Below are 25,395 nucleotides of genomic sequence, written 5' to 3'. Positions count from 1 at the left end.
GAAGGCCGGAAGGGGAAGGGGAGAACGCGAGGGCGCCCGGAACGAGCGCGGGCGCGCAGGGGGTCAGCTCAACAGGACGCGGACCACACGCGACCGAAGTCGATGTGGGAGCGGGTGACCAGCCACTGCTGTGGGCGCATGGGTCAAGTGGAACAGGCATCCGGTTGGCCCGTCAACCGACTTGAGACGGGCCGCTCACAGTCCGGACACCCTTGACAACGCAGGGAAACGGCGACGTACTCTCGAGGGACGGCCCTGCTGAGGGGCTCGGCCGTGACCGCGCCCGAGGGCGCGGGGGAGTGCGGGCGTGGTGCGTCGGGTCCGACGTGTCACGGAGTCCCGCATGTCATCCGACACCCTCGCCAAACCCGCCGCCCCGTCTCCGGCGCCCTCGCGCCCGGACGGCCCCACGATCGTCCCCCGCCGCCGTCATGGCCAGCGGGTCGCCGCCGTCGCCGTCCTGGTGCTGCTCGGGCTCGTGATCAACTCGGTGCTGCGCAACCGGGCCTTCCAGTGGGACGTGGTCGCCGACTACTTCACCTCGGTCTCCGTGCTGCGCGGCCTCTGGCTCACCCTGTGGCTCACCGCCGTGGTGATGGTCCTCGGCTTCGCCCTCGGCACCCTGCTCGCCGTCCTCCGCCTCTCCACCAACTCCGTTCTGAGGTCGGTGAGCTGGGGATACGTCTGGCTGTTCCGGTCGATCCCGATCCTGGTGCAGTTGCTGCTGTGGTTCAACATCGGGGCGCTGTACCCGCAGGTGTTCGGGGTCAAGACCGTCAACCTGCTCGGACCGGTCGCCGTCGCCGTCGTCGGACTCACCCTGCACGAGGCCGCCTACGCCGCCGAGGTCGTGCGCGGCGGTATCCTCTCCGTCGACCACGGTCAGACCGAGGCCGCCCAGGCGCTCGGGATGACCCCCTGGCAGCGGTGGCGGCGGATCGTGCTGCCGCAGGCCATGCGCTCCATCGTGCCCGCCGCCGGGAACATGCTCATCGGCACCCTCAAGGGCACCTCGATCGTCAGCGTCATCGCCGTCAACGACCTGCTGTTCTCTGCCCAGTTGATCTACCACCGCACGTATCAGGTGATCCCGCTGCTGATGGTCGCCACCCTCTGGTACACCGTCGTCACCTCGGTGCTCGGGGTCGGCCAGTACTACGTCGAGAAGTACTACGCCCGCGGCACGGCGGCCGCCCGATGAGGCGCCGGCTGGTCGTCGTCGGGGCCGGTCCCAGAGCGACCGGGCTCCTGGAGCGCATCGCCGCCAACTCCGCCGAGCTGTACGGCGGTCACGGTCTCGACATCCACCTCGTCGATCCGCACCCGCCGGGCGGCGGCCGCATCTGGCGCGAGGCGCAGTCCGAACTGCTGTGGATGAACTCCCACGCCGCCGACATCACGATGTTCACCGACGAGACCGTGACGATGGAAGGACCGGTCCGCGAGGGACCCACCCTGCACGAATGGGCCCGCCTCGACGGCCGCACCTTCGCCGACCGGCGCGTCCAGGGCCGCTATCTGCACTGGGTCTACGAACAGGCCCTGGCCGACCTGCCGCCGGACGTCACCGTCCACCACCACCCCACCCGCGCCCTGCGCGTCACCGGCCCGGCCGACGGCCGCCAGCGGGTCTGGCTGCAGGACCGTACCGAACCGCTCGTCGCGGACCTGGTCGTCCTCGCGCTCGGCCACCTCGACTCCGAACTCGACCCGGAACAGTCCACGTTGGGTGCGTACGCCCGCGCCCACGGCCTCGTCCATCTGCCGCCCGACTTCACGGCCGACAGCGATCTGTCCGCGCTCGCGCCGGGGGAGCCGGTGCTCGTGCGCGGCTTCGGGCTGGCCTTCGTCGACCTGATGGTGCTGCTCACGCAGGGGCGGGGCGGGCGGTACGAGGAGGACGGCGAGGGGGGTTACGTCTATCTGCCCTCGGGGCGGGAGCCGGTGCTGTACGTCGGGTCCCGGCGCGGTGTGCCGTACCACTCGAAGATCGGCTACGACTGGACCGGACCCCGGCCCCCGCTGCCCCGCTTCTTCGGTCCGGAGGAGGTGCGGTCGCTGCTGGAGCGGCCCGGCGGATACGAATTCCAGCGGGACATATGGCCGTTGGTGGAGAAGGAGCTGGGATTCGCCCACTACCACCGGCTGTTCACCGCCCACCCCGAGCGGACGGCCATGGAGTGGGCCGACTTCGAGGAGAAGTACGCGGTGGCCGACGGGGCGGAGGAGGTGCGGGCGCTGGTCGCGGCGGCGGTGCCGGATCCCCGGGACCGGCTGGATCTCGCCGCACTGGACCGGCCGCTGGCGGGGGTGCGGTTCGGATCGCACGCGGAGTTCCAGGAGGGGCTGCGGGCGTACATCTCCGACGATCTGACGCGTCGTCACAATGCCTCGTTCAGTGCGGATCTGGGCGTCTTCCTCGGACTGCTCTCCGTCTACGGGCAGTTGGTGCGGCTCGGCAGTCTCGGGTCCTGGTGGCACGGGTTCTTCAGCTATCTGGCCTCCGGGCCGCCCGGGCCCCGGCTGCGGCAGATGCTCGCGCTGTCCCGGGCGGGGCTGCTGCGCTTCGTGGGGGCGGAGATGGAGGTCGCCGCCGAGGACGGGGTGTTCCGGGCGTCGTCCGCGACCGTGCCTGGGTTCTCGGTGTCCGCGCGGGCCCTGGTCGAGGCGCGGCTGCCCGATCCGTCGGTCGGGCGCGCCCGGGACACGCTGCTCCGGGAGCTGCACGCCGAGGCGCTGGAGACGGCCGACGGACTGCTGCGGGTCGACCCCGCCGACGGGCGCGTCCTCGGGCCCGACGGGCGGCCGCATCCCCGGCGGTTCGCGCTCGGACCGTACACGGACGCGCGCACCCCGGGGGCGTTCACCCGGCCGCGCACGGGCGGGGCGGCCTTCCGGCAGAACGACGCGGTGGCGCGGGTGGTGTTGCGGGAACTGGGGGGTGGGTGAGGGGGAGGGAGGGAGGGGGAACGCGACCGCGTTCTCGGTGGGGCCTGAGGGGGCGTGGGTGAGGAATTTGACGCAAATTCAAGGGGGTTGAGCTGGGCGGCGGCCCGCCCAGGCCGAAACGCACTCTTGTGCCGACCGGCCGTTCGGCCGAATACTCCCCCTCAGCGCTTGTCAGGGTCATGAGTGCCTGACCGGTACTCGTCCTGGCTGCGCCTCACGGGCCCCGACCCCACGCGGGCCCCCGACTTCCCTTGGGAGGGAACGAAAAGTGAGGATCAAGCGCACAACTCCCCGCGGCGGCGCTGCGAGACGGACCCGGCTGATCGCCGTGGCCACCGGCTTCCTGGCCGCTGCCGCGTTCGCCGCCCCCACCGCGAACGCCAGCGAAGTCCACACGTTCAGCGCCGGCCAGCTCACCCAGGCGAGCGACTCCGTCCGCCAGGCCGACGTCCCGGGCACCGCCTGGGCCGTCGACAGCAAGAACCACCGGGTCGTCGTGACCGTCGACAGCACCGTCAGCGCGGCCGAGATCGCCAGGATCAAGGAACAGGCCGGGGCGAAGGCGGACGCGCTCACCATCAAGCGCACCCCCGGCAAGTTCAACAAGCTGATCAGCGGCGGCGACGCCATCTACGGCGGCCAGTACCGCTGCTCGCTCGGCTTCAACGTGCGCAGCGGCAGCACGTACTACTTCCTGACCGCCGGGCACTGCGGTGAGGTCGCCTCCACCTGGTACAGCGACTCCGGGCACAGCACGGTGCTCGGCACCAACGTCGGGTACAGCTTCCCCGGCAACGACTTCGCGCTGGTGCGCTACACCAACTCCTCGGTCTCGCACCCGAGTGCGGTGGGCAGCCAGACCATCTCCAGTGCGGCGACGCCCTCCGTGGGCACGACCGTCTACCGGCGCGGGTCCACCACCGGCACGCACAGCGGGCGCGTCACCGCGCTCAACGCCACCGTCAACTACGGCGGCGGTGACGTGGTCTCCGGGCTCATCCAGACCACGGTGTGCGCGGAGGGCGGCGACAGCGGCGGTCCGCTGTACGCGGGCAGCGTCGCGTACGGGCTCACCTCCGGTGGCAGCGGGAACTGCAGCTCCGGCGGTACGACGTTCTTCCAGCCGGTCACCGAGGCGTTGAGCTACTACGGGGTGACCCTCCCCTGACGGGTCCTCGACGGGCCGTCCTTCCCTGACGGGTCGGTTCGGCGGGCCCCCATGCGTGTGTGTCGCGCGTGGGGGCCCGTTTTTTGTTTGCGGGGGCGGCTCGTGGTGGGGGTGGGGTGGTCCTGCGGGGTGAGGAGAGCGCGTGGGGCTTTTGCGGGCGGGGTGTGGGGAGAGAGGTGGGGTTCGGGGGCGGTCCGGCGCCATCCTTGTGGGCCGGCTGTGCGGTTCGGAAGAGTGAGCGACTCAACCAGCCTTCCGGCTCGGCAGGTCCCCACAACCTTGCCGGGCCGAACCCCCCACAGGAGGACGTGAGTTGAAGCACCGACACATACCCAGGCGGAAGGCCGCCCTCGCGGGTGCCGCCGCCGTCGCGCTCGTCGCGGCGGGTGTCACCCTGCAGAGCGCCCATGCCGGCGAGGTCGGCTCCGCCGGTCGGCAGAGTGGTTCCGCCGGGCAGTTGAAGGTCCTCTCCGCTCCCGCGGCCGGCAAGCTCGGGTCCTCCCTGCTGGGTGACCTCGGGTCCTCCGCCGCCGGCAGCTACTACGACGCCCGGGGCAAGAGCCTGGTCGTCAACGTGCTGGACGGCTCCGCGGCCCGTACCGTCGAGGCGGCCGGGGCCAGGGCCAGAATCGTCCGTCACTCGCTGGCCCAACTGGACGGGGCCCGCTCCACGCTGAAGCGGCAGGCCGGCATTCCCGGGACCTCCTGGGCGATCGACCCCGTCGGCAACCGGGTCGTCGTCACGGCCGACCGGACCGTCGACGCTGCCGCCTGGGCCAGGCTGGGGCGCGTCGTGGACGGGCTGGGCGGCACCGCTCAGCTCAAGCGGTCCAAGGGGGAGTTCAAGCCCTTCATCGCCGGGGGTGACGCGATCACCGGGTCCGGTGGGCGGTGCTCGCTCGGCTTCAACGTGGTCAAGGGGGGCGCGCCGTACTTCCTGACCGCCGGGCACTGCACCGCGGCGATCTCCAGTTGGTCGGACTCGTCCGGCAACGTGATCGGGGAGAACGAGACGTCGAGCTTCCCCGGGAACGACTACGGGCTGGTGAAGTACACCGGCTCGGTCGCCCACCCGAGCGAGGTCGATCTGTACAACGGGTCCTCGCAGACGATCACGGGGGTGGCCGAGGCGACCGTCGGGATGAAGGTCACGCGAAGCGGGTCCACGACGCAGGTCCACGACGGGACCGTGACCGGGCTCGACGCCACCGTGAACTACTCCGAGGGGACGGTCTCCGGGCTGATCCAGACCGACGTGTGCGCGGAGCCTGGGGACAGTGGGGGGTCGCTGTTCTCCGGGAGCAGTGCGGTGGGGCTGACGTCGGGGGGCAGTGGTGACTGCGGCTCCGGTGGGGAGACGTTCTTCCAGCCGGTGAGTGAGGCGCTGGCCGCCACGGGGGCGCAGATCGGCTGATCTCCGTCCGGTTCCGGGCCCCGTCCTCCCTTCGTGGGGGCGGGGTCCTGTCCGTGTTCATGGTCCTGTCGTCCGCCGGTCCTGTCGTCCGCCGGTCCGCCGTCTCGCCCGCCTCGCCGTCCGTGGGGTCGGGGACGCGCCGGGGGGTGTCCGTCCTCCGTCCGGCGGACTGTGAGGAGAGAAGTGAGCGGCGTTCACGCCGGCCGCTGCGGGCGGACACCCCCCGGCACGCCCCCTTCTCGCCGTACACGGGTGCGGGTGGTCCCGCCTTGCCGGTGCGGTACCTGCGTCGTTTCGCGGGTGCGGGTGGTCCCGCCTTGCCGGTGCGTCCCCTGCGTCGTTCGTGGGTGCGGGTCGTCTGGTCTTCCCCTTGGGTTGTGCGGCGGTGGGGCCTTGGGTCTTGTGTTTGCGCAGGTCAGGCGGGGGGTGGGTGGTATCGCACAGGTGTTCGGGAGTGGGGGTATGGTGGAAGGGAACGGGTGTTCGATAGCGGTGGGAGGTGCTCGTGGCGGGGTTTGTGCACTTGCGTGCTGTTTCCGGGTTTTCCTTGCGGTACGGGGCCTCGCATCCGGAACGGTTGGCCGAGCGGGCCGGGGAGTGGGGGATGGATGCGCTCGCGCTGACCGATCGGGACACCCTGGCCGGGGCTGTGCGGTTCGCCAAGGCTTGTGCGGGCAAGGGGGTGCGGCCGCTCTTCGGGGTTGATCTCGCCGTGGAGGGTGAGAGGGGCGGGAGGTCCCGGAGGCAGCCTGTCCGGGGTGGGGCTTTTGTGGACGAGTCGGCGCCTCGGGTCACTTTTCTGGCACGGGATGGGGCTCGGGGGTGGGCCGATCTGTGCCGGATTGTCAGTGCCGCTCATGCGGGTGGTTCCGCTTCGCCTCGGCTTTCCTGGGAGAGCAATCGGGGGGACGGGCTCACCGTGCTGCTCGGACCCGATTCCGACGTGGGGCGTGCTCTCGGGGCCGGGCAGGCCGACCGTGCCGCCCGGCTGCTCGCTGTCTGGCGTGAGGTGTACGGGGACGCCCTGCGGGTGGAGGTCGTCTGGCATGGGCGGAGCGGGGTGGGCACCGGGTCCTTGCGGCTGGCCGCTCGGATGCTCGGGTTCGCTGTGGAGCAGGGGGTGCGGCCTGTGCTCAGCAACGCCGTTCGGTATGCCGATCCGGGGCAGGGGGCAGTCGCCGATGTGCTCGATGCCGCGCGGCGGCTTGTGCCCATTGACTTCCGGAAGGAGCTGGACTCCGGGGAGGCGTGGCTCAAGGGGGCGTCCGACATGCTTCGGGTCGCCGAGCGGGTGGTGGAGGCCGCCGGCTATCGGCGGGAGGTGGGGTGGCGGCTCGTCGAGCAGACGCTGGCCACCGCCGGGGAGTGCCGCGTCGACCCTGAGCGGGATCTGGGGATCGGGAGCGTGCGGTTTCCCGAGGCCCGGCTCGTGGGGGCGGGGCGGCGGACCGCTCAGCGGGCGCTGGCCTCGCGGGCCGCGGCGGGGATGGTACGGCTGGGGTACGGCGGGCGGCGTCCCTACTGGGAGCGGATGCACGAGGAACTGGACGTCATCGCATATCACGGGTTCGCCTCCTATTTTTTGACGGTCGCTCAAGTCGTCGACGATGTGAGGGGGTTGGGGATTCGTGTGGCCGCTCGGGGGTCGGGTGCCGGGTCGCTCGTCAACCATCTGCTGGGGATCGCGCATGCCGATCCGGTGGCGCACGGACTGTTGATGGAGCGCTTCCTGTCCAAGGAGCGCGTGGCGCTGCCCGATATCGACATCGATGTGGAGTCCGCTCGGCGGCTCGAGGTCTACCGGGCGATCATCGGGCGGTTCGGTACCGAGCGGGTCGCCACCGTCGCCATGCCCGAGACGTATCGGGTGCGGCACGCGGTGCGGGACGTGGGAGCCGCCCTGTCCATGGACCCCGCCGAGATCGACCGCGTGGCCAAGTCCTTTCCTCATATCCGGGCGCGTGACGCGCGTGCCGCGCTGGAGGAGTTGCCCGAGCTGAGGGAATTGGCGGCGGAGAAGGAGCGGTACGGCCGGCTGTGGGAGCTGGTCGAGGCGCTGGACGCGCTGCCGCGTGGCGTCGCCATGCATCCGTGCGGGGTGCTGCTTTCGGACGCCTCGCTGCTCGCCCGTACGCCGGTGGTGCCGACGAGCGGCGAGGGGCTGCCCATGTCCCAGTTCGACAAGGACGACGTGGAGGACCTGGGGCTGCTCAAGCTGGACGTCCTCGGCGTGCGGATGCAGTCGGCCATGGCGCACGCCGTCGCCGAGGTGGAGCGGGCCAGTGGGGAGCGGATCGATCTGGAGGCTCTGCCGGAGGGGGATGAAGAAACGTATCGGCTCATCCGCTCCACCGAGACCCTCGGGTGCTTCCAGATCGAGTCGCCAGGACAGCGGGATCTCGTGGGGCGGCTTCAGCCGGAGTCTTTTGAGGATCTGGTGGTCGACATCTCGCTCTTCCGGCCCGGGCCCGTCGCCGCCGACATGGTGCGGCCGTTCATCGAGGCGCGGCACGGGCGTGCTCCGGTGCGGTTTCCGCACCGGGATCTGGAGCGGCCGCTGAAGGGGACGTACGGCGTCGTCGTCTTCCACGAGCAGATCATCGACATCGTCTCGATCATGACCGGGTGCGGGCGCGGGGAGGCCGACGCGGTGCGCAGGCTGCTGTCCGACGCGGAGCAACAGGGACGTATCCGGGTGTGGTTCGCGCAGCGGGCCGAGGAGAAGGGGTACGACGCCGCGACCGTCGAGCGGACCTGGGAGATCGTCCAGGCCTTCGGGTCCTACGGGTTCTGCAAGGCGCACGCCGTCGCGTTCGCCGTCCCCACCTATCAGTCGGCCTGGCTCAAGGCGCACCATCCGGCGGCCTTCTACGCCGGGCTGCTCACCCACGACCCCGGGATGTATCCGAAGCGGCTGCTGCTGGCCGATGCGCGACGCCGGGGTGTGCCGGTGCTGCCGCTGGACGTGAACGTGTCCGCCGTCGCCCATCGAATCGAACTGGTGTCTGGTAAGTGGGGGATACGGCTGGGACTCTCCGATGTGCACGGGATCAGCGGCGCCGAGGCGGAGCGGATCGCGGCCGGGCAGCCGTACGCCTCCCTGCGCGACTTCTGGGAGCGCGGGCGCCCCGGGCGACCGCTCGCCCAACGGCTGGCGCAGGTCGGGGCGTTGGACGCCTTCGGCGGCAACCGGCGTGATCTCCAGTTGCATCTGGCCGAGTTGCACCGGGGAGCCCGGGGCGGGCGTGGGGACCAGCTGCCGCTGGGCGGGGGCCGGCGGACCGCCGCGGCCGGGCTGCCCGACCTCTCCCCGGCGGAGCAGCTCAGCGCCGAGCTGGGCGTGCTGTCGATGGACGTCTCGCGCCATCTGATGGACGACCACCGGGAGTTCCTGGCCGAGCTGGGCGTGGTGTCCGCGCGGCGGCTGCGCGAGGCGCGGCACGGGGAGACGGTGCTCGTCGCGGGCGCCAAGGCGGCCACCCAGACCCCACCGATCCGCTCCGGCAAGCGGGTCATCTTCAGCACCCTGGACGACGGTACGGGCCTGGTCGACCTCGCCTTCTTCGACGACTCCCACGACGCCTGCGCCCACACCGTCTTCCACTCCTGGCTGCTGCTGGTGCGGGGCGTGGTGCAGCGGCGCGGGCCGCGCAGCCTGAGCGTCGTCGGTTCCGCCGCCTGGAACCTCGCCGAACTGGTCGAACTGCGCGCCGAGGGCGGCCTCGACCGGGTGGCCGCCCGGCTGGCGGAGTCCGTGGAGCCGGCCGGCGAGGACCGCGTCGGTGGCCGTCGCATCCGGATGGCCACCGGGTACGACATGCACCCCTGGGCCGATCTGCGCCCTGCCGGCGAAGGGGTCGCCCAAGGACCCGCCGCAGCGCGGAAGTTGTGGCATCAGAGCCCGGGGAGCGCGGGATGACCGTTCTCTGTGTGCGATTCCGGCTGGCGCCCGAGCGGGAGGGGCTGCTGCCCGCGCTCGTCGGGCTCGTGGAGGAGTTCACGCCGGTGGTGCAGGCGCTGGTGCCGGACCGGGTGCTGGCCGATCTCGGCGGCGCCGAACGGTACTTCGGGCGCGATGCGGCCCAGATCGCCCCGGTCGTCCGGGTCCGGGCGCTCGCGCGGCACGGCGTCGACTGTGCCGTCGGCGTCGGGCCCGGGCCGATGCTCGCCCGGATGGCGTTGCGTGCCGCCCGGCCCGGGGTCGTCCGGGTCGTGCCCGAAGAGGCCGGTGCGCGCGCGGAGTTCCTCGCCGGGCTGCCGGTGGCCGCGCTGCCCGGGGTCGGCGCCGCCACCGCCCGCACCCTGTGCGAGTACGGCCTCGACACCCTGGGGCGGGTCGCCGCCGCGCCCCCTTCCACCCTCCAGCGACTGGTCGGCGCCCGCGCGGCGCGCGAACTGCGGGACGGGGCGCGGGGGATCGACCGGGGGAAGGTCGTGCCGAACGCGGTGGCCCGGTCCATCGCGGCGGAACGTGCCTTCGAAATCGACGAGTTGGACTCCGGCCGGCACCGTGGGGCTCTGCTGAGCGCCGCCGGTGAGCTGGGGTTCCGGTTGCGCGGGGAGGGGCAGGTCTGCCGGACGCTGACTCTCACCGTGCGCTACGCCGACCGGTCCACCACGACGCGTTGCCGCACCCTCGGTGAGCCGACCGCGCACTCGGCCGCCCTCACCCGGGCCGCCTACGGCATGTACGAGACGCTCGGTCTCCAGCGAGCCCGCGTCCGTGCCGTCACGCTGCGCGCCGAGGGGCTGGCCCCCGCCGAACACGCCTCCCACCAGCTCACCTTCGACCCCGTGGACGAGAAGGTGCGCCGCATCGAGGAGGTGGCCGACCGGGTGCGGGCCAAGTTCGGTCCCCGCGCGGTGATTCCGGGGACGCTTGCGGCTTGAGTGCGGTGAGTTACGCGTGTTGTGGGTGATTTGGGGGTGACTGGAGTTCTATCGTCGGATCAGAACGGTCTGGTGACGGTTCCTCAGTGTGCGTATGCCTCTGATGCGTGATGGAACTTTTTACCGACGCGTAACTTCACAGTTGCACTACTCGTCCGTAACTTGACGAGTGAACCAGCATCCCGTGATCCGGATCACAGGGTCAGTCCCCGTGCACCCCCCTTGAGCCGCAAGGAGATCACACGATGCTGCCCTGGAAGCGAGCGCTCAGACCGCTCGCCGCGCTGCTCCTGGCCGCCGGCCTCGCCACCGTCCCCGCCGCCACCGCCCACGCCGCGACCGCGCCCAGCTCCGGCTGGAACGACTACTCCTGCAAGCCCTCCGCCGCCCACCCGCGCCCCGTCGTCCTCGTCCACGGCACCCTCGGCAACTCCGTCGACAACTGGCTCGGCCTCGCGCCCTACCTGGAGGACCGCGGGTACTGCGTCTACTCCCTCGACTACGGCAAGCTCGCCGGGGTCCCCGTCTTCTACGGCCTCGGCCCCATCGACAAGTCCGCCGAGCAGCTCTCCGCCTTCGTCGACAAGGTGCTCGCCTCGACCGGCGCCGCCAAGGCGGACCTCGTGGGGCACTCCCAGGGCGGCATGATGCCGCGCTACTACCTGAAGTTCCTCGGCGGAGCACCCAAGGTGAACGCCCTCGTCGGGATCGCCCCCAGCAACCACGGCACCGACCTCAGTGGTCTGACCAACCTGCTGCCGTACTTCCCCGGCGCCGAGGACCTCATCAAGGCCACCACCCCGGGCCTCGCCGACCAGATCAACGGCTCGGCCTTCCTGACCAAGCTCAACGCGGGCGGCGACACCGTCCCCGGAGTGCACTACACGGTCATCGCCACCAAGTACGACGAGGTCGTCACGCCCTGGCGCAGCCAGTACCTGACCGGCTCCGACGTCCACAACGTCCTGCTCCAGGACCTCTGCCCGCTCGACCTGTCCGAACACCTCGCGATCGGCCTGACCGACCGCATCGCCTTCCACGAGGTCGCCAACGCCCTCGACCCCGCGCACGCCACCGCAACCACCTGCGCGTCGGTCTTCAGCTGACCGCCGCCGGGTCCTGTCCGACCTGAGCCGCCGGACAGGACCCGGCACGTACCGCGCGCGCCGCTCAGCGCCCGCCCCGCTCCCGGCCGGTCGAGCGCTGCCGCACCGAGAGGAACAGCGCCGCCGAACCGAGGGCCAGCACCCCGGCCCCGACGACCGCCCCGTACGAGGTGTGCGGGGCGGCGCCCGTGTCGGCGAGACGCAGTGAAGTCACCGTCGTGACCGGGAAGTCGGCGGTCGAGGAGGGGGCGAACGAGGGCGCGGTGGCCGTCGGGCCGGGAGCCTCGCGCCCGTGCCGCTTCCGCGGCGCGGCCGTCGGCGTGGCCGCCGCCTCCGCGATCCGTACATCCGCCGGGGCGGTGGCAGCCGACGCCGGAGGTGTGGGGACCGGGGCGGCCCGGTGGGCCGTCGGCGCCGGGGACGGCGGGGGAGTCGTACCGCCGAAGTCCACGTCCTCGCAGGAGCGGAGCGTCCCCCGGCCGTCCGAGCGGTGCCACGCCGCGTACAGCACCTGTCTGCCGGTGCGCTCGGGGAGCGTGCCCGTGAACGTGTAGAGGCCGCCCGAGGGGGTCGCGTCCGCCACCCGTGCGACCGGATGCGCCAGGTCCAGCGCCGACCAGGTCAGGGGGCGCGCCGGGTCGTGGTCCGCCTTCGTCACGTACACCGTGAGGCGGCCCTGGTGCTGCGTGGTCACCCGGTACGTGAAGGGGTGCGAACCGCTGTGCACCCGGGGCGTGGACCAGTCGGTGCCGACCAGGTCGAGGCCCCCGAACTGCCCGTTCTCCGCGCCGCACAGCTCACCGCTCCGGGAGCCGTGTGCCGCGGCGGGCGCGGCGGCGAGCGTGAGCGGAACCAGCCCGAGTACGGCCGCCGCCGCTGCCGCGCGCAGCCCGCGCATCCCCTGCCCGGGGTGAACCGAGAGCATGGGGAAGGGCATCGGGACTCCTCGCGGCTTCGCGTCGTCCGGCTGCCGGACGGCCCGGCTTCCGTGGGGGGTGTGATCAGAAACTAGTCGTGTACGCAGCGGAGTCGGGGCCGTCCGGGCGGTCGGGGCCGATCTTTATGGTCGCCTTAAGGACGCGCTCAGGCTGGGCTCAGGTAGCGGCGGCTCCGGGTCGGTCCGGAGCCGGTCCGGGGGCGTTGTCAGTGGGGGGTGCCATGCTGCGGGCATGAGTGACGTGGGTGGGTCGGTGGACTGGGACGTGCGGGCCGCTTCCTTCGACGAGGAGCCCGATCACGGCCTGCGCGCGCCCGAGGTCAGGGCAGCGTGGGACGCGCGGCTGCGGGGGTGGCTGCCCGTACGCCCCGCCGACGTGCTCGACCTCGGGTGCGGCACCGGAAGCCTCGCGCTGCTCGCCGCCGAGCAGGGGCACCGGGTGACGGCCGTCGACTCCTCTCCCGCCATGGTCGAGCTGGCCCGGGCCAAGCTCGCCGGGCACGACGCGGTCGTGCTGCGGGGGGATGCCGCCGAGCCGCCGGTGGAGAAGGGGAGCGCGGACGCGGTGCTCGTCCGGCATGTGCTGTGGGCGCTGCCCGAGCCGGCGAAGGTGCTGCGCCGCTGGCGTGAACTGCTGCGGCCCGGTGGGCGGTTCGTGCTGGTCGAGGGGGTGTGGGGGACGGTCGCCCCGGCCGGAATACCCGCGGACCGGCTCGCCGCGTTGCTGGCGCCGCTCGCGCGGGACGTGCGGGTGGAGTCGCTGTCTGGCGATCCGCTGCTGTGGGGGAAGACCGTGGACGACGAGCGGTATGCGGTGGTGGGCACGGTGTGAGTCGTCCGCCCCGCTCCGCTCCGCCCCGCCCCGCCACGGCTCGGCTCAGGCCAGGAGAGCGTCGAAGCCGGCCGTCCGGGCCAGCGTCTCCAGCGCGGCCAGGGCGGACACGGCCGCCGTCGCCGCCTGCGGGTCCGACTCCGCGAGACCGCTCGCGGCGAACTCGTCCTCGTCCAGGCGCAGTACGTCCTCGCCGTCGGCCGACAGCCAGAGGTCCAGGTCCAGGTCCTCGACGGTCAGCTCGGCGCCGCAGCGGACGGCCGGGCGGGTGATGTCGCAGTACCAGCCCTTCAGCGTGCCGTCCCCGGACCGGACCTCCTTCACCGCGTACCACCGGTCGCGCCAGTAGTACTCGGTGAACACGTCCCCCGGCTCGAAGCGCACGAAGCCGAAGTCGCGGACGCCCTCGCCCGCCCAGGGGGCGCGGACGGTCAGCCGGGTGCCGTCGTCGGAGAGGAGCGCCGCCGGATAACGGATCTTCGTACGGCCCGCCTTGGTCAGCACGACCTCCAACGTGCCGATGATGTCAGCCGAGTTCGCGGACATACTGCACCTCCGTCGCGCACATGTCGTAGCCGAGCCACTTGTTGACGGCGAGCATCGGGCCGTTGGTCGCGTCGTTGCCGGTGAACGCCTCGGTGAGGCCGGCCGCGCGGGCCCGGTGCAGGGAGTGCGCCTTGGCCAGCTTGGCGAGGCCGCGGCCCCGGTGGGAGCGGGCGGTGCCGGTCATGGCGGTGAGGTAGCGAGTCGCGCCGTCGGTGCGGGCCGCGGTGAACGCGACCGGGCGTCCGTCGGCCACGCAGACCACGGTCAGCTCGCGGTCCAGCAACGGGTGTTCCCAGGTCTCCTCCAGCCACGCCTCGTAGTCCGAGTACGAGACCGTCACCGCGCTCGGCTCGTCCGACGAGGTCTCCGCGTCCAGTTGGAACAGCGGCCGGGGATCGTCCGCGAAATCGGCGGCCGTGCGCAGTTGCACGCCGGGCGGGGTCGCGGGCAGCGCGGGGAGGTCGTCGGTGGTCAGGTCGCGGCGCAGGAAGTGCGCGGTGTGGCCCGGGGCGTAGCCGCGCCGCTCGGCGAAGGCACGGTTGCCGGGGGTGTCGAGGACCCAGGAGTAGGACCTGGTCGCGCCGACGGACGCGAGATGCGCCTCCCCGGTCTCCAGCAGCAGCCTGCCCGCGCCGCGCCCGGTCCGGCCGGGGTGGACGTACACGTTCACATACCCCTGGCCCGGCTCGGTGCCCTCGTGCGCGACGCTCACCTGGGCCGTGCCGATCACCTCGCCGTCCTCCTCGGCGACGAGCGCGCGGAAGTGGGCGTCCGGGTGGATGCGGGCGATGACGTGGCGGACGGATTCCGGGGTGAACAGGACGTACGGCAGGGCGAGCCGTCGTACGCGGACGAAGCCCTCCGGGTCGGCCGGGACGTCGGGACGCAGATCACGCACGAGGACGGTCATGGGCAGGCACGCTACGAGGCCGCCTGGCGAAGGCGCCTCCCATTTTTCGCGCGCGGGCGTGGCGCGTTCCACCCGCGCCGCGCCCGCCCGCACCGCACCCCGCCGCGCGTGCGGGACAATCGGGGGGTGAGCCTGAAGATCCACATCGATGACGGCGCCCCGCCCTACGAGCAGGTGCGCGCGCAGATTTCCGAGCAGGCACGGGCCGGTGTGCTCCCGGTGGGGTACCGGCTGCCGACCGTGCGGGGCCTGGCCGAGTCCCTGGGGCTCGCGGTGAACACCGTCGCCAAGGCATACCGCGCGCTGGAGGCCGACGGGGTGATCGAGACCCGCGGGCGCAACGGCACGTACGTCGCCGCCGCGGGGCCGGCCGCGAGCAAGGAGGCCGCCTCGGCCGCCCAGGCGTACGCGGAACGCGCGCACCGGCTCGGCCTCCCGGAGGACGAGGCGCTGGCCGCCGTACGCGACGCCCTGCGCGCCGCCTACGGGGAACAGGGCTAGCGTGCCGTCGGCTCCGGCGTGCGCGTCACCGGCAGACCCGCCTTGCGGGCCAGGGCGCCGAACTCCGCCGCGTCCTTCACCGCCGCGCCCCTCGGGTCGTTGTTGAAGTACGCGTACACGTCGTCCGCGCCGTCCCACGTCGACGCGATGCGCTCCACCCAGCTCTCCAGCGCTGTGTGCCCGTAGCGCGGCCAGGGGCGGGCGCGGCCCCGGTGGAAGCGGACGTACCCCCAGTCGGCGGTGCGCCACAGCGGGGTGACCGGGCGGGACAGCACGTCCGCCCAGCACAGCGCCGCGCCCCGGGCCTCCAGGACGCCCTTCGTCTCGGGCGTCCACCAGGACTCGTGGCGCGGCTCCACCGCGACCCGGGTGCCCTTCGGGAAACAGGCCAGGCACGCGTCGAGCAGGGGCGGGTCCGCGCGCAGGGTCGGCGGCAGCTGGAGCAGGACCGGGCCCAGCCGGTCGCCAAGCCCCTCGGCGTGGCTCATCAGCCGGTGCACCGGCTCCTCGGGGTCGCGCAGCCGTTTGATGTGGGTCAGATAGCGGCTCGCCTTGACCGCGACCACGAAGTCCTTCGGCACCCGCTCCCGCCAGGACGCGAAGTTCTCGCGGGAGGGCAGCCGGTAGAAGGCGTTGTTCAGCTCGACCGTCGCGAACAGCTCGGTGTACGCCTCCAGCCACAGCCGCGCCGGGCAGCCCGTCGGGTACACCACGCCCCGCCAGCTCTTGTACTGCCACCCCGACGTGCCGACGAACAGGGTCATACCTCCATGAAAGCACCGATGCGCGGGGCGTACCGGCGGGCCCTCGGCGCCGGGCCGCCCCCGGCGGGCGGGGCCCGCTACGGACAGCGCGCGCGGGCCGCTGCAGATCGCGCGGGCCGCTACAGATACAGCCCCGCGTCCGCCCCTTCCCGCGCCCCCGGCACCGACGTCGGCCCGGTGCCCCGGCGCAGCGCGTACAGCTCTGCCAGGGTCGCGCCCTCGCGGCCGACCGCGCTCTCGTGCTCGGGGCCCTCGGCGCCCAGCCAGTCCAGCGCCTCCGGGCGGGTCAGCGGACCGACCTCGATACGGGCCAGACAGCGGCCGGGCCGGACCACGGCGGGGTGCAGCCGCTCCAGGTCCTCGTTGGTGGTGACCCCCACCAGGACGTTGCGCCCCTGGCCGAGCAGGCCGTCGGTCAGGTTCAGCAGCCGGGACAGCGCCTGACCCGCCGTGTGCCGGGCCTCGCCCCGGATCAGCTCGTCGCAGTCCTCCAGCAGGAGCAGCCGCCAGCGGCCCTTGCCCGTGCCGTCCTCCTCGCCGATCGCGATGTCCATCAGATAGCCCACGTCGGAGAAGAGCCGCTCCGGGTCGAGCACGCAGTCCACCTGGCACCAGTCCCGCCAGGAGCGGGCCAGGGTGCGCAGCGCCGAGGTCTTGCCGGTGCCCGGCGGCCCGTGCAGCAGGAGCAGCCGCCCGGCGATGTCCTCCGGGGTCGTCTTCATCAGGCGGTCCATCGCGGAGGCGACCGGAGCGGTGTAGTTGGGCCGCACCTCCTCCCAGGTGCCCGCCGAGATCTGGCGGGTGGTGCGGTGCGGGCCGCGCCTCGGGGAGACGTACCAGAAGCCCATGGTGACGTTCTCCGGCTGCGGCTCGGGCTCGTCGGCCGCGCCGTCGGTGGCCTGGCCGAGGATCTGCTTGGCCAGGTCGGCGGTGGTCGCGGTCACGGTCACGTCCGCGCCCCGGTTCCAGCGCGAGACCAGCAGGGTCCAGCCGTCGCCCTCCGCGAGGGTCGCGCTGCGGTCCTCGTCACGGGCGACCCGCAGCACGCGGGCACCCTCCGGCAGCAGGGTCGCGCCGGAGCGCACCCGCTCGATGTTGACCGCGTGGGAGTACGGCTGCTCGCCCGTCGCGAAACGGCCGAGGAACAGCGCGTCGACGACGTCGGACGGCGAGTCGGAGTCGTCGACATTGAGCCGGATCGGCAGGGCGTCGTGTGGGTTGGCGGACATGCCGCCATGATCTGTCACGGATGCCCTCCGCGCACGGCATTTCCGCCCCTTCCCGGAGGGTGTTCCCAAGACCTGCCCGACGCCCCGATTCGGCCGTTACTGTGGTCCTGATGGCACGTCATGGGTGGTACACGGGGGATCGGCGGTGGCGGCTCACCGCGCTGCTCGGCGTGGGCGTGCTCGCCCTCGCGCTGGTGGTGACGCTGCTGGGCACGCTTCCCGGGCGCGGCGCGGACACCGGCGGGACGTCGCGCGACGGCGACCGGGTGCACGGCACGCCCGCCACCCCGGCCGGACGGCCCCAGCCGTCCGTGGGCTGGGGCTTCACCCACACCCAGTACAGCGCGGACCGGGGCGGCGGCGCGGCCACCGGTCGCGTCGAGAGGCTGCTCGCCGGGGACGGCGGCCTGCCGCAGGACCAGGCCATCATGGGCTGGGGCGCCGACAACCCCGAGCCGGTGAAGGGGCGTTACGACTTCGGCGCCATGGACCGCCGCATCGACTTCGTCCGCGCCTCCCACGGCACGCCCGTGATCACGCTGTGCTGTTCGCCGGACTGGATGAAGGGCGGCAAGTCCGGCGCCGACCGCACCGACTGGAGCCAGTCCGCCCTGGAGACCGCCCCCACCCCGGACCACTACGCGGACTTCGCCAGGCTCGCCGCCACGGTCGCCCGCCGCTACCCCGACGTACGGCACTTCGTCGTGTGGAACGAGTTCAAGGGCTTCTGGAACGACTCCGCGGGACGCTGGGACTACGAGGGCTACACGAAGATGTACAACCTCGTCTACCGAGCCCTGAAGAAGGTGAACCCCGACATCATGGTCGGCGGTCCCTATCTGGTGATGGACAGCGTCGGCAGCGGACAGCAGTACGCCTCCGACACCCTGCGCGGCGACTGGGGCGCCATGGACCAGCGGGTCCTGGACGCCTTCCGCTACTGGAACACCCACAAGGCGGGCGCCGACTTCGTGGTCGTGGACGGCTCCAGCTACACCAACGACGACAAGTTCCTCCCCGACGAGTTCGCCGCCACCGCCAAGTTCACCGACGTCAGCGCATGGCTGCGCCGCCAGACCCGTGACCTGCCGCTGTGGTGGGCCGAGTACTACGTCGAGCCCGCCGACGCCGACGACCGGCGCGAGGGCTGGTCCGAGGACCACAGGATCGCCGTCCACGCCACCGCCCTGATCGCCATGGTCGACGGCGGCGCCGGCTCCGCCTTCTACTGGAACCCCGAGAGGAAGAGCGGCACCGACTGCGCGGGCTGCCTGTGGACCCCGACCAGCGAGGCGGACGGCGGCCGCGCCCTGCCCATGTACGGCCTGCTGTCCCGCTTCCACGCGGCCTTCCCGCCCGGCACCCGCTACGAGAAGGTCTCCGTCGCCCGCGACGACCGCCCCAACGTACGAGTCCTCGCCGACGACCGCACGGTCCTGGTCGTCAACACCCTGAGCCGGTCGATCAGCGCCCAAGTGGACGGCAAACGCTTCCCGATGGACGCCTACGAGGTGAAGTGGCTCAAGCGCTGAGCCACTTCACCTCGTAGAACCCTCGCCATCTCGGTCAGCTCATCGTCACGAACCGCTGGACCAGCGAGGCGAGGAACACCGCGAGCAGGGGCAGCGAGAACCAGAACCCGGTCTGCAGAAGCCGCAGTTGCCGCACGCTGGGCCGCGTCGCGACCCGTACGACCTCCCGCGTGGTGAGCAGCAGGATCAGCAGGACGGCCGCCAGCGCGCCCACCACCGACCATGGCGTCCACGTGACCTGCGGCCCGATCGGCCCCGGGTCCGGCACCGGCACCGCGCCCGCGGGCCGCTCACGCAGCGCGTACACGGTCGCGTCGTCGTTGACCAGGACCCGGCGCAGCTCCCGGCGCGCGTCCAGGCCGACCAGCAGCCGGGGCTCCCAGCTCGCCGAGTAGCCCGCGTCCAGCTCCAGATAGCGGGTCTGGCTCTCGTTGACCATCAGATACGAGTTCGGGCCCGCGTCCTTCAGCGCCGTGACCAGACCGGACACCAGCACCGGGTCGGGCGGCGCCGACGTCGGCACATAGTTCACCCGCTCCATGTCCCGCGCGCCCCACGGCAGCGCCGGGGTCACGTCGTTCACCGGGTCGGTGCTCAGCCACAGCAGCCGTACGGTCGGCTCGTCGTGGGCGTACACCCAGTTCATCGCCGCGACCTCGCCCGGGCGGGTCCGCTCGAAGGTCTCGTTGCCCCAACGGGCCACCAGGAAACCGCCGATCAGCAGCAGCCCGGCGAGCAGCGCGGCCAGCGGGGCGAGGCTCACCCGGTCCTTCTCGCGCTCCTCGGCGGTGGCGCCGGTGCGCGGGAAGAGAGCGAGCGCGCCGAGCAGGGCCGCGCCCGGCAGCGCGAACATGAAGACGCGCAGCGCCATCTCGCCGCCGTACGACTGCATCCCGAAGCCCAGGAACGGCACGAAGGCAAGCACCAGCAACGAGCGTTCGCGATAACGGTGTTCCCGTCTGCGCCACCAGCCCCAGCAGGCGAGCGCCAGCACCGAGCCGGCCAGCAGCACCCGCGTGTAGAGGACCAGCTTGTGCGTCGAACTCCCGCCCTGGATACGGCCGGAGACCGAGCTGGAGACATTGCCGCCGACGCCGCCGAGCCCGCCGAAGAGATCGTCGAAGTGCCCGGACCAGTACGGCTCCGCCATGAAACCGAGCCACGCCGCCACGACCACCGCGAACAGCAGCGGCAGACCGCGCAGTTCACAGCGGTTCAGGACGACGAGTACGGCTACCACGCCGAGCATCACGAACGGGGTGAGCTGGTGGGCCGGGACACTCGCCGCGAACAGGCCGGTCAACACCAGCAGCAGCACGGCGCGTTGACGTCGGTCGGTGGGCTCCACCTCGGACTCCCCCGGGCGCAGCCGCGTCCAGATGACGTGCGGGGGGCGGAACCAGACCAGCAGGATCGCCGCGAACGCCAGATACAGCAGATAGGTGAAGCCCTGCGGGGAGAAGTAGTCCTGGCCGACCCAGCCGGCCAGGACGAAGATCCACACCCCGGTCCACTTGGCCCGCCAGCTCGCCCGCAGCGAGCGGGTCAGCAGGAACATCGGTGCCAGGTAAGCCAGTTGGATGACGGTCGGCCACCAGCGGATGACCTCCGTCAGATCCCTCACCCCGCACGCCCGCGCCGCGAACGCCGTCACCGCGAAGAAGCCCGGCCAGCTCCAGCGGGCGTCCAGGTCGGGCACCGCGGAACCGGTGCGGTCGATGTAGTCCAGGAAGCCCAGATGCTGCCACGCCGTTGGGAAGCGCGGCGCGCTCTCGATCGCGGCGGGCAGCGCATGCAGGCTGATGACGGTCGCCAGCAGGGTGATCATCAGCAGCGCCCGGTGTTCCCGGCGCAGCCACAGCAGCACGGCGAACACCGTCACCAGCAGCGCGGCCCCGGCCAGCGTCGGCAGCGGCAGCACGGAGACGAGCCCGAGCCCGCCCATCGCGTCGAGGTCGGCGTCGTCCAGCCGGAGCGCGGGCACCCAGTACAGGAGCAGCGCGGCGACGAGGAGGCAGCCGAGGAGGAGCCCCGAGCGGGTGGGGGCGAAACGGGGGCGGCCGGGCCCGGCAGCGGGGCCGTCCTGCGGGTCGGGCGCCCGGGACGCTCGTTCCGCCTGCTCGGCGGGGGTGCGCTCGGGGGCGGCCGGCTCCGTCCGGCTCCGCTTGAGACCGCTCCCGGGCAGCGCCGTCACGAACGGCGCGTCCGACTCGTCGTGTCGTCCCGGCAGCACCGGCATACCTCCCGGCGGTGTTCCCGGCCCCGGCCGTACGTCCGGCCGGCGCTCCACATGGTCGAAGTCCACCCGCACCCCGAGTGCGACCGTGTCCTGGTCCAGCGCCCAGCTCGGTCCTCGCCGACGTGCCGTGCCCACGGTCTTCGCCTCGCGGGCGCCCAGGTCGGCGAGGTCGCCGTCGGGCGCGGTCACCGGCGGGCTGTCGTCCGGTCCGGAGCGGATCGTCCGCCACAGCTTCGGCGCCGCGATCGCCACGATCACCGCGAGGCTGGAGATCTCCGCGACACCCGCGCCGGTCAGCCCCATCCGGGGCAGGAGCAGCAGCGTGAGCCCCAGGACCAGGACGCACAACAGCCCCTGGAGCCAGGCGAGTCCCGAGGTGCGGCTCTGTGCGCGCAGCACCGCGAAGTACGTCTCCATGACGACCCGCAGCACCGCGCCGACCGCGAACCAGCGCAGCAGCGGGGTGGCCGCGTCGGCGTAGCCCGGGCCGAAGACGCCGAGGATCCAGGGGGCGCCTACGAACAGCACCGTCGCGATCGGCAGCATGATCCGCGCCATCCGCCTGAGCGCCGCGCGGGTGTTGGCCGCGAGCCCGGCCGGGTCGTGCGAGCCCTCCACCGTGAGCGAGGCGCCCATGTTGATGGCGAGCAGGTTGGTCGTGCCGCCGATGGTGGTGGTGATGTAGAAGTACGCGTTGTCCTCGCTGCTGACCTGCGAGGCGATGATCACCGGGACCAGGTAGACCACCGCGAGGGAGAACAGCGAGCCGGTGTAGTCACCGGCCAGGAAGCGGCCGATCTCCCGCAGCGACGGCGGGCTCGCGTGACCCCTGGTCGCCTCGATGTGCCGGGGCACCAGGCGCCGGAACACCAGCCAGCCCAGCGGCACCACCGAGGTGGCGATGGCCGCGACCCAGGACACGAAGACACCGGCGGCCGGGATCGCCACCGCGAACGCGACCAGCAGCGCCAGCTTCACCGCCGAGAACACCGTGTTGCCCACCGGCACCCACGGCGCGCTGCGCAGTCCGGTCAGCACCCCGTCCTGGAGCGTGAGCAGGTTCCAGGCGGCCACGGCCGCGATGAAGCCGAGCCCGTTCACCGTGCCGTGCAGGAACCGGTACGACGGACCCCACTCGTTCAGCGTCAGCAGGAACACGGCCGCCGCGAGGGACACGATCAGGGAACTGCCCGCGTACGTACGGAGGATGAGGCGTCCGGTGTGCCGTCCCGCGACCGGGATGAAACGGGCGAGCGCGCCCGTGAGCGTCACCGCCGTGAGCCCGGCGAGCAGCTTCATCGCGGCGATGGCGGCCGAGCCCTGCCCTACCGCCGACTCGGAGTAGTAGCGCGCCGCCGCCAGCCAGAAGCCGAGCCCCAGGACGGCGGAGATGCCGGTGTTGAGCATCAGTGCGTAGGCGTTGCGGAACAGCGGGCTGCCGCCGCTCGCACCGCTCAGGCCGGGCAGGCGCAGGCGTCTGCCCGGCCGCCCGGGCGGCTCGGCACCGGGCGCGGCCGGCTCGGTCGTGGTGGTCGTCGTGTCAGACACGGGAGCTGATGGCCTTCCGGCGGACCTGGCGTGCTCTTCGGACGAGTGCGTAACCCTTGGTGAGCGCGCGGTCCTTGGCGAAGTAACGGGTGATCGCCCGCCCTTGGACCAGTCGCTCGAACTCCTCGACGCCGGTGGCGCGGCGCACGGTGACCCGCCGCAGGGCGTAGGGACCTTGCGTCCGCCGGGCGAGCGCGTTGCCGACGGCGAGCGCCTGGGTGTACCCGGCCGAGCGCACCGCGCGACGCACCCGGCGGTCGGAGTAGCCGTACGGATAGGCGAACGACCGTGGGCGCGACCCCAGTTCGCCAGTGACGATGTCGGTGCTGCGGGCCAGCTCCCACTCCAGCGCGGTGTCGTCGAGCTGGTCGAGCTGCGGGTGGCTGTGGCTGTGGCCGCCGATCTCGACCCCGGCGGCGGACAGCGCTCGTACCTGGTCCCAGTCGAGCATCGTGTCCAGGGCGCCGCCGGTGTCGTAACGGCCCCTGACCCAGCCGGTGGAGACGAACACCGTTGCCGGGAAGCCGTGTTGGGAGAGGACAGGAAGGGCGTGCCGGTGGACGCCCTCGTAGCCGTCGTCGAAGGTGATCAGCACCGGGCGGCGGGGGAGCGGGCGGCGCAGCCGCCAGTGCTCCGCGAGCGCCGCGGTGGTGAGCGGGGTCAGGCCCAAGTCACCGATGAGCGCCATCTGTTCGGCGAATGCCTCGGGGGCGACCGACAGGGCCCTGGTGGCCGCGTTCGGTGCGGCGGCGACCGCGTGGTACATGAGAACCGGTACGGCCGCCTCGCTCATGCCCCCGCTCCCTTCGCCTCCGGTGCCGCCGTGATCCCTGCCCCGATGGGGGCCACGGAGAACGCCGGGGCGCCCCGCCGAGCCCGTGCGCTGCCGATCGCGTAGCCGCCGGCCGCCGTGAGCACGCCCGCGACGATCGCGCCCGCCCGGCCCGCGCCGCCCGACCTGCCGAGCAGCGCGTCCCGCAGACCGCGCACTACCCCGGCGGGCAACACCCGTGTCGTGTACCGGCGTTCGGACTCCAGTCCCTTGGCGGCACCGACGCTGCGGGCCACGAGCGCCTTCGACAGGCCCTCCGCGTAGGTGCGGGTGCGGAAGTAGGCGAAGCGCTCGCGGGCTTTCGGCACCCGGTGGTGGATCACCGCGCGGTCGTCGACGAGCAGCACGGCGTCCGGGCGGGCCCGGGTGAGGCGGATGCACAGCTCCGTCTCCTCGCAGCCCAGCGGGCGGCGGTCGCCGTCCCGGCCGATGCCGGTGGCGAAGCCGCCCGCCGCCTCGAACGCCGTGCGCCGGAAGGAGGCGTTGCCGCCGAGGACGTTGCGCACCCGGACCCGGCCGGGCGCCAGCCCCCGGTAACTGCAGCCGACGACCCAGTCGAACTCCTCCGGGAACCAGTCGGGCCGCCGTCCGGACGCCCACACCGGGACCGTACGGCCACCGACCGCCAGCACGCGCGGGTCGGCGTACCCCTCCGCGAAGTGGCGCAGCCAGTGCCGTTCGGCCACGGCGTCGTCGTCCAGGAAGGCGATGACCTCGCCGTGCGAGGCGGCGATACCGGTGTTGCGGCCCGAGGAGAGACCGCGAGGACCGGCGTTGGCGAGCACCCGGACCGGACCGGTGGCCCCGGCCGAGCCGTCCTTGAACTCTCGCGCCAGCCGCTCCAGCAGCGCCGGGTTGTGGTCCACGACGAGGAGCGTCTCCAGCGCCGGGTACGACTGGGTGCGCACCGAGGAGACCGCCGCGAGGATGTCCTCCCAGCGGTCCTCGGTGTACACACAGATCACGACGGAGATGCCGGGATCTCTCAAGGCATCTCTCCCCGAGGCGCGTTCGCCGACGCGGCCCGGCGCTCGCGGCGCAGGGCACGGCGGTTGGACCGCTCCTGGAGGATGACCCGCAGCACCCGAAGCCCGTCGCGCACCGCCCGCAGATTGCTGGCGCCGTGGATGCGCAGGTACTCGTGGCTCGGGATCTCCTGCACCCTGAGGCCGGCCTTGACGACTCTGATGTTCATCAGGGTCTCGACCTCGAAGCCGGTGCAGTCGAGGTCGATCTTGTCCAGGCAGTGCCGCCAGAAGGCGTTGTAGCCGTAGCACAGGTCGGTGTAGCGGGCGCCGAACTTGCGGTTGACGACCGTGCACAGCGCCCAGTTGCCGAGTCGGCGGATCAGGGTCATGTCATCGGTGCCGCCGCCGTTGGCGAACCGCGATCCCTTGGCGAAGTCCGCGCCGGAGACCAGCGCGGAGACGTACGACACGATCTCGTTGCCGTCGGCCGAGCCGTCCGCGTCGACCATCACGATGATGTCGCCGGAGCAGGCCGCGAAGCCGCTGATCAGGGCATCCCCCTTGCCCTTGCCGTGCTGCCCGACGACCTTGACGCCGGGCCACAGGGAACGCGCCACCTCCACGGTGTCGTCGGTGGAATTGCCGTCCACCAGGACCACTTCGTGGATCCAGTCCGGAAGGGTCTTGAAGACGTACGGCAGGTTCTCCGCCTCGTTCATGGCGGGAATCACCACGCTGACCGGCGGAGTGATCGCCAGATGCGAGGAGATGGGCCGGTAGGAGCCCGCGACCACGGGCTCGGGGCCCGGACTGGACATGGGCAGAACGGAACTCATGACGGTGTGATCCCTCTCGTCCGGCGGACCGCCCGCCCCTGGGCGGCCCGGCTCTGTGTCCGGTTCGAAAGGGGGGTACTCATCCACGGCACGGCGAAGTGGTCTTCCGTATGCGTGGACGAGCTGGCAAAGCTGCCAGGCTGCCGACGTGCGGGCAGCCGGTCGCGCGGCCCGGACCGGTCACCTGATGCGGT

19 protein-coding genes are annotated in these 25,395 nt (G+C 72.3%); 10 read left to right on the top strand and 9 right to left on the bottom strand.

The window, feature by feature from the left end; genetic code table 11:
• Nucleotides 1–343 precede the first annotated feature (343 nt).
• The 7 genes from ACWEEU_RS23595 (at nt 344) to ACWEEU_RS23565 (ending at nt 11,527) form a co-directional block, all read left to right on the top strand.
• The gene (locus tag ACWEEU_RS23595; RefSeq protein ID WP_385744356.1) at nt 344–1,201 is read left to right on the top strand and encodes an amino acid ABC transporter permease; all 858 of its coding nucleotides are present in this window, start codon (nt 344–346) and stop codon (nt 1,199–1,201) included.
• Nucleotides 1,198–2,949, top strand: a complete 1,752-nt coding sequence (locus tag ACWEEU_RS23590; protein WP_385744359.1) for an FAD/NAD(P)-binding protein — start codon at nt 1,198–1,200, stop codon at nt 2,947–2,949. The genes ACWEEU_RS23595 and ACWEEU_RS23590 overlap by 4 nt, the downstream gene beginning before the upstream one ends.
• Before the next feature lie 268 nt (nt 2,950–3,217).
• Nucleotides 3,218–4,117 carry a S1 family peptidase gene (locus ACWEEU_RS23585; RefSeq protein ID WP_385744360.1) on the top strand — a complete coding sequence of 300 codons (900 nt, stop codon included), beginning with the start codon at nt 3,218–3,220 and terminating at the stop codon, nt 4,115–4,117.
• Between the two features lie 313 nt (nt 4,118–4,430).
• On the top strand, nt 4,431–5,531 hold the full coding sequence (locus tag ACWEEU_RS23580; protein WP_451734764.1) for a S1 family peptidase: 1,101 nt from the start codon (nt 4,431–4,433) through the stop codon (nt 5,529–5,531).
• A 505-nt stretch (nt 5,532–6,036) separates the two neighbouring features.
• Nucleotides 6,037–9,450, top strand: coding sequence for a DNA polymerase III subunit alpha (locus ACWEEU_RS23575; protein WP_451734762.1), 3,414 nt, complete (start codon nt 6,037–6,039; stop codon nt 9,448–9,450).
• Nucleotides 9,447–10,421: a DNA polymerase Y family protein gene (locus ACWEEU_RS23570; protein ID WP_385744366.1), complete on the top strand. Its 975-nt coding sequence runs from the start codon at nt 9,447–9,449 to the stop codon at nt 10,419–10,421. Before ACWEEU_RS23575 ends, ACWEEU_RS23570 begins: the two co-directional genes overlap by 4 nt.
• Nucleotides 10,422–10,666: 245 nt before the next feature.
• Nucleotides 10,667–11,527 (top strand): esterase/lipase family protein, encoded by an 861-nt coding sequence (locus ACWEEU_RS23565; RefSeq protein WP_385744368.1) that lies wholly within the window; start codon nt 10,667–10,669, stop codon nt 11,525–11,527.
• A gap of 64 nt (nt 11,528–11,591) precedes the next feature.
• Here the strand turns inward: ACWEEU_RS23565 and ACWEEU_RS23560 are convergent, their stop codons facing one another.
• The gene (locus ACWEEU_RS23560) at nt 11,592–12,464 is read right to left on the bottom strand and encodes a lytic polysaccharide monooxygenase (protein ID WP_451734759.1); all 873 of its coding nucleotides are present in this window, start codon (nt 12,462–12,464) and stop codon (nt 11,592–11,594) included.
• Between the two features lie 232 nt (nt 12,465–12,696).
• On the opposite strand from ACWEEU_RS23560, the gene ACWEEU_RS23555 reads away from it, so the two are divergent.
• A complete protein-coding gene (locus ACWEEU_RS23555; RefSeq protein WP_385744372.1) occupies nt 12,697–13,296 on the top strand; it encodes a class I SAM-dependent methyltransferase in 600 nt (199 codons plus the stop codon).
• 45 nt (nt 13,297–13,341) lie between these two features.
• On the opposite strand, the gene ACWEEU_RS23550 is transcribed toward ACWEEU_RS23555, so the two are convergent.
• Together ACWEEU_RS23550 and ACWEEU_RS23545 are read right to left on the bottom strand one after the other, a co-directional pair.
• On the bottom strand, nt 13,342–13,842 hold the full coding sequence (locus ACWEEU_RS23550; RefSeq protein ID WP_451734757.1) for a DUF402 domain-containing protein: 501 nt from the start codon (nt 13,840–13,842) through the stop codon (nt 13,342–13,344).
• Nucleotides 13,823–14,752, bottom strand: a complete 930-nt coding sequence (locus ACWEEU_RS23545; protein ID WP_385744376.1) for a GNAT family N-acetyltransferase — start codon at nt 14,750–14,752, stop codon at nt 13,823–13,825. Before ACWEEU_RS23545 ends, ACWEEU_RS23550 begins: the two co-directional genes overlap by 20 nt.
• Nucleotides 14,753–14,878: 126 nt before the next feature.
• Between ACWEEU_RS23545 and ACWEEU_RS23540 the strand changes: the two genes are divergently transcribed.
• Nucleotides 14,879–15,253: a GntR family transcriptional regulator gene (locus ACWEEU_RS23540; protein WP_385744378.1), complete on the top strand. Its 375-nt coding sequence runs from the start codon at nt 14,879–14,881 to the stop codon at nt 15,251–15,253.
• Here ACWEEU_RS23540 and ACWEEU_RS23535 read toward each other — a convergent pair.
• Together ACWEEU_RS23535 and ACWEEU_RS23530 are read right to left on the bottom strand one after the other, a co-directional pair.
• On the bottom strand, nt 15,250–16,017 hold the full coding sequence (locus tag ACWEEU_RS23535; RefSeq protein ID WP_451734755.1) for a DUF72 domain-containing protein: 768 nt from the start codon (nt 16,015–16,017) through the stop codon (nt 15,250–15,252). The genes ACWEEU_RS23540 and ACWEEU_RS23535 overlap by 4 nt on opposite strands.
• Before the next feature lie 119 nt (nt 16,018–16,136).
• Nucleotides 16,137–17,246 (bottom strand): DUF5925 domain-containing protein, encoded by a 1,110-nt coding sequence (locus tag ACWEEU_RS23530; protein ID WP_385744382.1) that lies wholly within the window; start codon nt 17,244–17,246, stop codon nt 16,137–16,139.
• Between the two features lie 110 nt (nt 17,247–17,356).
• On the opposite strand from ACWEEU_RS23530, the gene ACWEEU_RS23525 reads away from it, so the two are divergent.
• Nucleotides 17,357–18,778 carry a GH39 family glycosyl hydrolase gene (locus ACWEEU_RS23525; RefSeq protein WP_451734753.1) on the top strand — a complete coding sequence of 474 codons (1,422 nt, stop codon included), beginning with the start codon at nt 17,357–17,359 and terminating at the stop codon, nt 18,776–18,778.
• A 34-nt stretch (nt 18,779–18,812) separates the two neighbouring features.
• Here ACWEEU_RS23525 and ACWEEU_RS23520 read toward each other — a convergent pair whose 3' ends face one another.
• Genes ACWEEU_RS23520 through ACWEEU_RS23505 form a run of 4 tightly spaced genes read right to left on the bottom strand, consistent with a single transcriptional unit; the run spans nt 18,813 to nt 25,201 of the window.
• Nucleotides 18,813–22,565: a lipopolysaccharide biosynthesis protein gene (locus ACWEEU_RS23520; protein WP_451734751.1), complete on the bottom strand. Its 3,753-nt coding sequence runs from the start codon at nt 22,563–22,565 to the stop codon at nt 18,813–18,815.
• The gene (locus ACWEEU_RS23515; RefSeq protein WP_451734749.1) at nt 22,558–23,358 is read right to left on the bottom strand and encodes a polysaccharide deacetylase family protein; all 801 of its coding nucleotides are present in this window, start codon (nt 23,356–23,358) and stop codon (nt 22,558–22,560) included. The genes ACWEEU_RS23520 and ACWEEU_RS23515 overlap by 8 nt, the downstream gene beginning before the upstream one ends.
• Nucleotides 23,355–24,386 carry a glycosyltransferase family 2 protein gene (locus ACWEEU_RS23510; RefSeq protein WP_451734747.1) on the bottom strand — a complete coding sequence of 344 codons (1,032 nt, stop codon included), beginning with the start codon at nt 24,384–24,386 and terminating at the stop codon, nt 23,355–23,357. Before ACWEEU_RS23510 ends, ACWEEU_RS23515 begins: the two co-directional genes overlap by 4 nt.
• Nucleotides 24,383–25,201 carry a glycosyltransferase family 2 protein gene (locus ACWEEU_RS23505; RefSeq protein ID WP_451734745.1) on the bottom strand — a complete coding sequence of 273 codons (819 nt, stop codon included), beginning with the start codon at nt 25,199–25,201 and terminating at the stop codon, nt 24,383–24,385. The genes ACWEEU_RS23510 and ACWEEU_RS23505 overlap by 4 nt, the downstream gene beginning before the upstream one ends.
• Between the last annotated feature and the right edge of the window lie 194 nt (nt 25,202–25,395).

The sequence above is a fragment of the Streptomyces sp. NPDC005004 genome, assembly GCF_053600675.1.
Note: the sequence above shows the minus strand (reverse complement) of the source record. Positions and strands in the feature narration are given on the sequence as shown.

Excerpts from the sequence above, each read along its gene's own strand:
- ACWEEU_RS23560 (WP_451734759.1), bottom strand. The coding sequence starts at position 12,464 with ATGCCCTTCCCCATGCTCTCGGTTCACCCCGGGCAGGGGATGCGCGGG.
- ACWEEU_RS23550 (WP_451734757.1), bottom strand. The coding sequence starts at position 13,842 with ATGTCCGCGAACTCGGCTGACATCATCGGCACGTTGGAGGTCGTGCTG.
- ACWEEU_RS23590 (WP_385744359.1), top strand. The coding sequence starts at position 1,198 with ATGAGGCGCCGGCTGGTCGTCGTCGGGGCCGGTCCCAGAGCGACCGGG.
- ACWEEU_RS23515 (WP_451734749.1), bottom strand. The coding sequence starts at position 23,358 with ATGAGCGAGGCGGCCGTACCGGTTCTCATGTACCACGCGGTCGCCGCC.
- ACWEEU_RS23530 (WP_385744382.1), bottom strand. The coding sequence starts at position 17,246 with ATGTCCGCCAACCCACACGACGCCCTGCCGATCCGGCTCAATGTCGAC.
- ACWEEU_RS23565 (WP_385744368.1), top strand. The coding sequence starts at position 10,667 with ATGCTGCCCTGGAAGCGAGCGCTCAGACCGCTCGCCGCGCTGCTCCTG.
- ACWEEU_RS23570 (WP_385744366.1), top strand. The coding sequence starts at position 9,447 with ATGACCGTTCTCTGTGTGCGATTCCGGCTGGCGCCCGAGCGGGAGGGG.
- ACWEEU_RS23555 (WP_385744372.1), top strand. The coding sequence starts at position 12,697 with ATGAGTGACGTGGGTGGGTCGGTGGACTGGGACGTGCGGGCCGCTTCC.
- ACWEEU_RS23545 (WP_385744376.1), bottom strand. The coding sequence starts at position 14,752 with ATGACCGTCCTCGTGCGTGATCTGCGTCCCGACGTCCCGGCCGACCCG.
- ACWEEU_RS23595 (WP_385744356.1), top strand. The coding sequence starts at position 344 with ATGTCATCCGACACCCTCGCCAAACCCGCCGCCCCGTCTCCGGCGCCC.
- ACWEEU_RS23525 (WP_451734753.1), top strand. The coding sequence starts at position 17,357 with ATGGCACGTCATGGGTGGTACACGGGGGATCGGCGGTGGCGGCTCACC.
- ACWEEU_RS23535 (WP_451734755.1), bottom strand. The coding sequence starts at position 16,017 with ATGACCCTGTTCGTCGGCACGTCGGGGTGGCAGTACAAGAGCTGGCGG.
- ACWEEU_RS23505 (WP_451734745.1), bottom strand. The coding sequence starts at position 25,201 with ATGAGTTCCGTTCTGCCCATGTCCAGTCCGGGCCCCGAGCCCGTGGTC.